Source organism: Arthrobacter sp. AK01, from assembly GCF_021109375.1.
In the GTDB taxonomy this organism is placed as follows: domain Bacteria; phylum Actinomycetota; class Actinomycetes; order Actinomycetales; family Micrococcaceae; genus Arthrobacter.
The window spans coordinates 78,579-86,133 of sequence record NZ_JAJOHP010000013.1 but is presented as its reverse complement, the minus strand read 5'-3'; the positions used below and the strand labels follow the sequence as shown (position 1 = coordinate 86,133).

Below are 7,555 nucleotides of genomic sequence, written 5' to 3'. Positions count from 1 at the left end.
TTGTCTCCACCCCAACTCCCCCCCCCGCGCCGGTTTTTTTTTCCCACACACCCCCCCCATGCTTTGCTCGCGCAGCGCGACAAAAAATGCGGTGCGCGGGCGGGGGCCCCCGCCCCTTCAACCCTTTGCCGGCGGGCTGGTTCTTGTGGATAAAACCCTAGGACGGAATGGCCAGGAACTCTCGGGCAGCCGTCACCAGGGCTTCCGTCCCTCGCGTCAGCGTTGGCTGGATAACTGGTGCAAAGTATGGCGAGTGATTCGACGGAATGTCCTCGGGAAGGCGACCTGTTGCGGCGAATTCCTTGAACAAGGAAGGCTCAGAGCCACCCAGGAACCAGAACACCAGCGGAGCACCGGCAGCGGTGGCCAAGACTCCCACGTCCTCGCTCCCGGACACCGGTCCGGGGTCGATAATCTGTGTTTCGCCAAACTTTGCCTTGAAGGCTGCGGACACCTTCCCGGTGGCATCTTCGTCGTTGACTGTCAGTGGGAACCGTTCTTCGAAATGAACTTCCGGTTCCTTGGGAGCACCTGAAGCTGTGGCTTCCCCCTTGGCAATGCGTTCAATTGAACCGAGGATCTTATCCCTGGTGGCGTCACTGAAGGTACGGACGCTGAGGCCCAGAGTTGCCGTTTCCGGGATGATGTTATTCTTTGTCCCTGAGTGAATCTGCCCAACGGTCACCACCGCGGAGTCGCTGGCTGCGAGTTCACGTGAGACGATGCCCTGCAACCTGACAGTGGTTGCAGCAGCCATCAATACTGGATCAATAGTGGTCTCCGGGCGCGATCCGTGCCCCCCTCGTCCATGCAAAGTGATGTTGAGGGAATCGGCGGACGCCATGGTGACGCCGGTACGCATGCCGAACCATCCGGCAGGGAAAGGGGCCACGTGCTGGCCTAGGACGACGTCGGGTTTCGGCACCACGTCATACAACCCAGCGGCAACCATGGTTTCCGCCCCGCCGCCCCATTCTTCTGCCGGCTGGAAGAGGGCTATCAGGGTGCCTTGCCACTCATCACGCTGCGCGGCCAGGACCTCCACCGCGCCAACAAGGCAACTCACATGCACGTCATGGCCACAAGCGTGCATGACCGGCATGTCCCTGCCCTCATGATCAACACCCACAGCCGTGCTCGCATAGTCCAAACCCGTTGCTTCCTTGACCGGCAACGCATCCATGTCTGCCCTGAGCATCACCACCGGTCCGGGTCCATTCTCCAGAACACCAACAACCCCGGTCTTTCCGATATTGCGGTGAACCGTGAATCCGAGGTCTTCAAGATAACCCGCGGCGATCCCGGCGGTTCGGGTCTCTTGGAACGACAACTCCGGATGGGCGTGCAGGTCCTTGTAGAGCTTTTCGAGGTCAATGGTCATGAGTCTGCCCTTTTCGTTCGACGCCTAGATCTGGTCAGTGTATCCAGCCCAAAGCTGCAAAGGCTGGGAAGCCCCGGCACACTGGATGGCATGAGGGATTCAGAACCAGTCACCACTCAGCAATCCACCGTGGAGGAGTGGACCAAGGCCTTGGCGGAAGCAACCGGTTCGCCGGGCGGGGGTGCCGGGACCGGCGTCATGCTCTCCATCGCGGCCTCGCTGACGTCCATGGTCGCCGGATACACCCAGGCGGAGGAGGCCCAGCATGAACAGCTCGGTGACATCCACGCCCGGGCCCATGCACTTCGCCAAGCTGCGCTTCAATTAGCCGACGACGACGCGTCCGCCTCCAACGCTTTCGGCGCCGCCTTCCGCCTCGACCCCGGTCCGGAACGCGACGCCGCGATTCATCAGGCCTCCGTCGATGCTGCCGAGGCTTCAGGCGTCCTGGGGAAGCGAGCCATCGAGGCCATCGAAGACCTGGGCTGGCTCGCTTCCAAAGGGAACCCGGCGCTGATCGCCGATGTCGTTGTGGGCTTTGGAGCCCTCCGTGCAGCCATAGCCGGAGCCAGAACCAACGTGAGCTTCGACCTCGCGTCCTTGACCTCGGCCGGCACCACGCTCCAGGAAGTTGGGGAACAGCATCCAGAGCTTTGGAATACGGTGACCCGACTCAGTGACGCCCTCGACAGAATCGACGAACTCACCGCTGGAGTCGACCCAAAAGCGGCGCCGACCGAAGCTGTCTAGCTTCAGTCGGCACCGCTTTGACTACACCACTGGGTTTACTACTGCGCCTTCGGCACACGCCGAAGTACGACGGCGGCGAGTACTGCCGCGCCTGCCATCAGGACCAGCCCAATCGCCGCAGTGATGTGGACACCGGACTCGAAAGCTGTCCGGGCGGCATGTGTCAGCGCCTCCGACAACGGGGCCGGAAGGGCGGCCGCCGCATCAACAGCGCCGGCGAGCGTTTCGCCGGAGTTCCCGGCAGCTTGCTCGGAGATGCCGTCCGGAATGATCAGGTTGTGCTGGTAGGAAGCCGTAAGGATGGAGCCGAGCACGGCCGTTCCCAGGAGCGACCCCAGTTCGTAGCCGGTTTCGGAGATGGCCGAGGCCGCTCCGGATTTATCTGCCGGCACCGAGGCCAGGATGAGGTCGTTGGAGATGGTCTCCGCGGCACCCACACCCACCGCAAGCACGGTCAGTGCTGAGAGCAGGAATACGGGTCCACTGCCGTGGTCGCCCACCACCACTACCAGGTAACCCACTGCGCTCAAGGTCAGCCCGGCCGCCACCACGAATCCGGGCCGCACACGCTTCACCAGAGGCACCACCAGGAGCCCGGCAATGACTGTGGCCAGGAGCGCGGGAATCATCGCGATGCCCGCCTCCATGGGGGACTGCCCCTCCACCAACTGCAGGTGCTGGGCGAAGAAGTAGATAAAACCCGTCATGGAGAAGAGGGACAGCACGTTGGCCACGATGGCCGTGCTGAACACCTTGTTCCTGAACAATGCGACATCCAGCATGGGGTTCTCGATCCGCTGCTGGCGGCGAACGAAGAGAATGCCCATCACCACGCCGAAGCCCATGAAGGCTGCCGCGGATGCCCCGAAGCCATGCACTGCGAATTCCTTGATGCCGTAAACAAAAGGAGCCATGGTGACCACAGACAGGACGATGCTGGGCACGTCCACACGTCCCGGATTGGAGTCCTTGGACTCGGGAATCAGGACCCGGCCGAAAGCCAGGAGCGGCAGGAGCAGGAAAGCTGCCACCAGGAAGACGGCACCCCACCAGAAGTGTTCCACCAGCCAGCCGCCAAAGATCGGGCCGAGGGCTGCGCCACCGGAGAAACCGGCAGCCCAGACGGCGATCGCAAGCCGGCGGCGGTTGGGGTCGGTAAAGATGTTCCGGATCAGGGAAAGCGTGGACGGCATCAGCATGGCGCCGAAGACGCCGAGGCCGGCGCGTCCGGCAATGAGCCACTCCGCGGAAGGTGCGAAGGCTGTAGCAGCCGACACCGCAGCGAAGCCTGTGCTGCCGACCAGCAGCAGCCGCCGTCGTCCGATCCTGTCGCCCAGGTTACCCATGGAAACGAGAAGCGCCGCGAGGACCAGCGGGTAGGCGTCAACAATCCATAGGAGTTGAACGCCGCCCACGTCCAGGGAGCGGGCGATCTCGGGCAGGGCAAAGGTGAGCGCGGTGTTGTCGACGGCCACCAGCAGCACCGGGAACATCAGGAGCGCCAGTGCCGTCCAATCGCGCCACGGTGCTGCCTGGCCCATATCGGGACGAGCGGAGCGGGGTGCTTGGGTTGAGGACGGCGAGAACATGTCACTTACTATACCGTCCAGACGGTACAGTTTCAAATGGAACCCCAACAAGCCTTTAGGGAATGATGTACTCATGCCACGAAAACCAGTTGCCCGGGATGCCGTCCTGGATGCCTACGAAGCCCTCCTCATAGAGGTAGGGGAACGGGCTGCCACGCTCGACGCCGTCGCCAAGCGGGCCGGGGTCTCCAAGGGTGGGCTGCTGTACCACTTCCCCAACAAGGAATCGCTGATCAGTGCCTTGCTGGAACGACTGGACCAACTGGCTGAACAGGACATTGAGCGGATGAGGGCCGCGCCGGACGGTGCTGCCGCGTACTTCATCCGGACGTCCCTGTGGGCCGGGACTCCGATGGACCGTGCGTTTGTGGCCGCGACCCGCCTGGCCGAGGTTGCCCATGAAGAAACCCGCCGCAGGTTTGCCGGAATCCAAAAGCAATGGCTCGATGTCCTGGCCAAGGATGTGGGACCCGAGGTCGCCAAGGCCGTCAGTTACATGGGTGACGGGCTGTATTTCAACGCAATGTTCGAAGGCGGCCAGGACGACGGCAACGCAGGCCGGGAGGCCGACGTCGAAATCCTGTTGGGAGTCCTGGACCGGCTGCGGAAGTAGCACGTCGCCCATTTGCGGCGGCGACCGCCACGTAGGACAATTAACCCTTGTGGCCTGCCCTGACTGAGGTCGCGTACAACTGAACATGCCTATGATCTGCGGCGGGAGAGTCCTGCAAGCATGTGGTGCAGGCGCCGTAGGAGCAAACCCTCCCCAGGAATCTCTCAGGCCCACGCACCGCCGCGGCAAGGCAACTCTGGAAAGCAGCAGGCGCTCAGCCCACCTTCGGGCCAATGGGCGCTGTGCTCACCGACGGTGCAAGCGATGGTTGTCCCAACAACCCGCGGAAACTCTCAGGTCCAATACAGAGCGGGGAGGAACCCGAGCCGCTGTGGCGTACCCAAACGCCGCCCAAGTATTGGAGTTCCTTCGTGACGGTTAGTTCTGCCTCCACCACCTTCGTCGATCGGCATATCGGCGCACGCCGCCAGGCCGACATTGAGACCATGCTCAAGTCCGTCGGCTACGACACCGTTGATTCGCTGGTCGACACCGCCGTTCCGAACGACATCCGCCAGGACGTCGCCCTCACACTGCAAAACGCGCTGAGTGAAGTGGAGGTCCTGGCAGAGCTGCGCAAACTTGCGTCCAAGAACAAGACCGCTGTCCAGATGATCGGCCAGGGCTACTACGACACCGTGACGCCGCCGGTGATCCGCCGCAACATCCTTGAATCCCCGGCCTGGTACACCGCCTACACCCCGTACCAGCCGGAAATCTCCCAGGGCCGCCTCGAAGCACTCTTGAACTTCCAGACCATGGTCCAGGACCTGGTTGGCCTGCCGATCGCCAACGCCTCCCTGCTGGATGAAGCAACGGCCGTGGCCGAGGCCGTCCTGATGATGCGCCGCGCCAACAAGAACAAGGCCGCCCAGGACGGCAAGACCGTTCTTGACGCCGACTGCCTGCCGCAGACCATCGCCATTGTGAAGGGCCGCGCCGAAGCCCTCGGCTTCGACGTTGAGGTCGCCGACCTCTCGCTCGGTCTCCCGGAAGGCGCCATCAACGGCGTCGTCCTGCAGCAGCCCGGCGTTTCGGGACGCGTGTTCGACCACTCTGCCGTCATTGCTGAAGCCAAGGAACGCGGCGCGCTGGTTACTGTTGCTGCCGACCTCCTGTCCCTGACGCTCATCACCCCTCCGGGTGAGCAGGGCGCCGATATCGCTGTTGGTTCCGCGCAGCGCTTGGGCGTTCCGCTGTTCTTCGGCGGCCCGCACGCCGCGTACATGGCCGTCCAGAAGGGCCTGGAGCGTTCCATGCCCGGCCGTCTGGTGGGCGTTTCCAAGGACGACGCCGGTGTCCCCGCCTACCGCTTGGCGCTGCAGACCCGCGAGCAGCACATCCGCCGCGAGAAGGCTACCTCCAACATCTGTACCGCCCAGGCACTCCTCGCCATCGTGGCCTCGATGTACGCCGTCTACCACGGCCCGGAAGGCCTGAAGGCGATCGCCGAGACCGCCCACGGCCACGCCCGGACCCTCGCAGCGTCGCTGAAGGCTGCCGGCGTCGAGGTCCTCCACGGTTCCTTCTTCGACACCATCACCGTCCGCGTCCCCGGCAAGGCTGCCGCGATCGTGGCCGCTGCGGAAGCGAAGGGCATCAACCTCCGCGGCGTTGACGCTGACACGGTGGGCATCTCGGTTGATGAGACCACGACGACGGCGGTTGTCGCCGACGTCGCGTCGGTCTTCGGCGCTTCGGTGCTTGAGTCCGCTGATGGCTTTGCGCTTGAGGGCTCTGTTGAGCGCACGAGCGACTTCATGCAGCACCCGGTGTTCAACACGCACCGCTCCGAAACCCAGCTCCTCCGCTACATCCGCAAGCTCTCTGACCGCGACCTCGCACTGGATCGCACCATGATCCCGCTGGGCTCGTGCACCATGAAGCTCAACGCCACCGCTGAGATGGAAGCCATTTCCTGGCCGGAGTTCGCTTCGATCCATCCGTTCGCCCCGGATTCCCAGACCGAAGGCTGGCGCGAACTCATCACCGACCTTGAGGCCCAGCTGACCGAGATCACTGGTTACGACCAGGTCTCCATCCAGCCGAACGCCGGCTCCCAGGGTGAGCTCGCCGGCCTCCTGGCCATCCGCGGCTACCACCTCTCCAACGGCGATGACCAGCGCAACGTATGCCTCATCCCCGCCTCGGCGCACGGCACCAACGCTGCCTCCGCAGTGCTCGCGGGCATGAAGGTAGTGGTTGTCGCCACCGCACCCGATGGCACCATCGACCACGTTGACCTCAAGAACAAGATCGAGGCCAACAGGGACGCCCTCTCGGCCATCATGATCACCTACCCGTCCACGCATGGTGTGTACGACGCCGACGTCCGCGAAGTCTGCGACGCCATCCATGAAGCCGGCGGCCAGGTGTACATCGACGGCGCCAACCTCAACGCACTCGTGGGCCTGGCCCAGCCGGGCAAGTTCGGCGGGGACGTTTCCCACTTGAACCTGCACAAGACCTTCTGCATCCCGCACGGCGGTGGCGGACCCGGCGTTGGCCCCGTAGCAGCCAAGGCACACCTCGCTCCGTTCATGCCGGGTGACGCCGCATCCTGGACCGAAGGCAACGACGTCCCGATTTCCGCGTCCCGTTTCGGTTCCGCCGGCGTCCTGCCGATTTCCTGGGCGTACGTGAAGCTGATGGGTGGCCAGGGCCTCACCGAAGCGACCAAGTCCGCGCTGCTGGCTGCGAACTACATCGCTTCGCGCCTCAACGACCACTTCCCGGTCCTCTACACCGGCGAAGGCGGACTCGTAGCGCACGAGTGCATCCTTGACCTGCGCGAACTGACGGCCAAGACCGGCGTCACGGCTGAAGACGTGGCCAAGCGCCTCATCGACTTCGGCTTCCACGCACCCACCCTCGCGTTCCCGGTTGCCGGCACGTTGATGGTGGAGCCCACCGAGTCCGAAGACCTCGTGGAGATCGACCGCTTCATCGAAGCCATGATCACCATCCGCAAGGAAATCGACCAGGTTGCCAACGGAGACTTCGCCGTTGAGAACTCGCCGCTGCGCAAGGCACCCCACACTGCTGCCGCCGTCGTAAGTTCTGATTGGGACCGCGCGTACCCGCGCGAGCAGGCCGCCTTCCCGGTCCACCACCTCAAGCAGGACAAGTACTTCCCGCCTGTCGGCCGCATCGATGGCGCAGCGGGAGACCGCAACCTGGTCTGCTCCTGCCCTCCGATCGAAGACTTCGAAAACTAAGGAC

General features: G+C 63.7%; 5 protein-coding genes and 1 riboswitch. Of the genes, 3 read left to right on the top strand and 2 right to left on the bottom strand.

The window, feature by feature from the left end; translation table 11 throughout:
- Positions 1–157 precede the first annotated feature (157 nt).
- The gene (locus tag LN996_RS06615; protein ID WP_231339632.1) at positions 158–1,381 is read right to left on the bottom strand and encodes an amidohydrolase; all 1,224 of its coding nucleotides are present in this window, start codon (positions 1,379–1,381) and stop codon (positions 158–160) included.
- Between the two features lie 90 nt (positions 1,382–1,471).
- On the opposite strand from LN996_RS06615, the gene LN996_RS06610 reads away from it, so the two are divergent.
- Positions 1,472–2,131, top strand: coding sequence for a cyclodeaminase/cyclohydrolase family protein (locus LN996_RS06610; RefSeq protein WP_231339631.1), 660 nt, complete (start codon positions 1,472–1,474; stop codon positions 2,129–2,131).
- A gap of 38 nt (positions 2,132–2,169) precedes the next feature.
- Here LN996_RS06610 and LN996_RS06605 read toward each other — a convergent pair whose 3' ends face one another.
- Entirely contained in the window at positions 2,170–3,720 is a 1,551-nt protein-coding gene (locus LN996_RS06605; protein WP_231339630.1) for an MFS transporter, read from the bottom strand.
- A 73-nt stretch (positions 3,721–3,793) separates the two neighbouring features.
- Between LN996_RS06605 and LN996_RS06600 the strand changes: the two genes are divergently transcribed.
- Together LN996_RS06600 and gcvP are read left to right on the top strand one after the other, a co-directional pair.
- Positions 3,794–4,333, top strand: a complete 540-nt coding sequence (locus LN996_RS06600; RefSeq protein ID WP_231339629.1) for a TetR/AcrR family transcriptional regulator — start codon at positions 3,794–3,796, stop codon at positions 4,331–4,333.
- Between the two features lie 92 nt (positions 4,334–4,425).
- A riboswitch (glycine riboswitch) is annotated at positions 4,426–4,523 on the top strand.
- Between the two features lie 181 nt (positions 4,524–4,704).
- Entirely contained in the window at positions 4,705–7,551 is a 2,847-nt protein-coding gene (gene gcvP / locus LN996_RS06595; RefSeq protein WP_231339628.1) for an aminomethyl-transferring glycine dehydrogenase, read from the top strand.
- The last annotated feature ends 4 nt before the right edge of the window (positions 7,552–7,555 follow it).

Bases quoted from the DNA above. Each gene is read 5' to 3' on its own strand.
- LN996_RS06615 (WP_231339632.1), bottom strand. From the start codon at position 1,381: ATGACCATTGACCTCGAAAAGCTCTACAAGGACCTGCACGCCCATCCG.
- LN996_RS06600 (WP_231339629.1), top strand. From the start codon at position 3,794: ATGCCACGAAAACCAGTTGCCCGGGATGCCGTCCTGGATGCCTACGAA.
- LN996_RS06610 (WP_231339631.1), top strand. From the start codon at position 1,472: ATGAGGGATTCAGAACCAGTCACCACTCAGCAATCCACCGTGGAGGAG.
- LN996_RS06605 (WP_231339630.1), bottom strand. From the start codon at position 3,720: ATGTTCTCGCCGTCCTCAACCCAAGCACCCCGCTCCGCTCGTCCCGAT.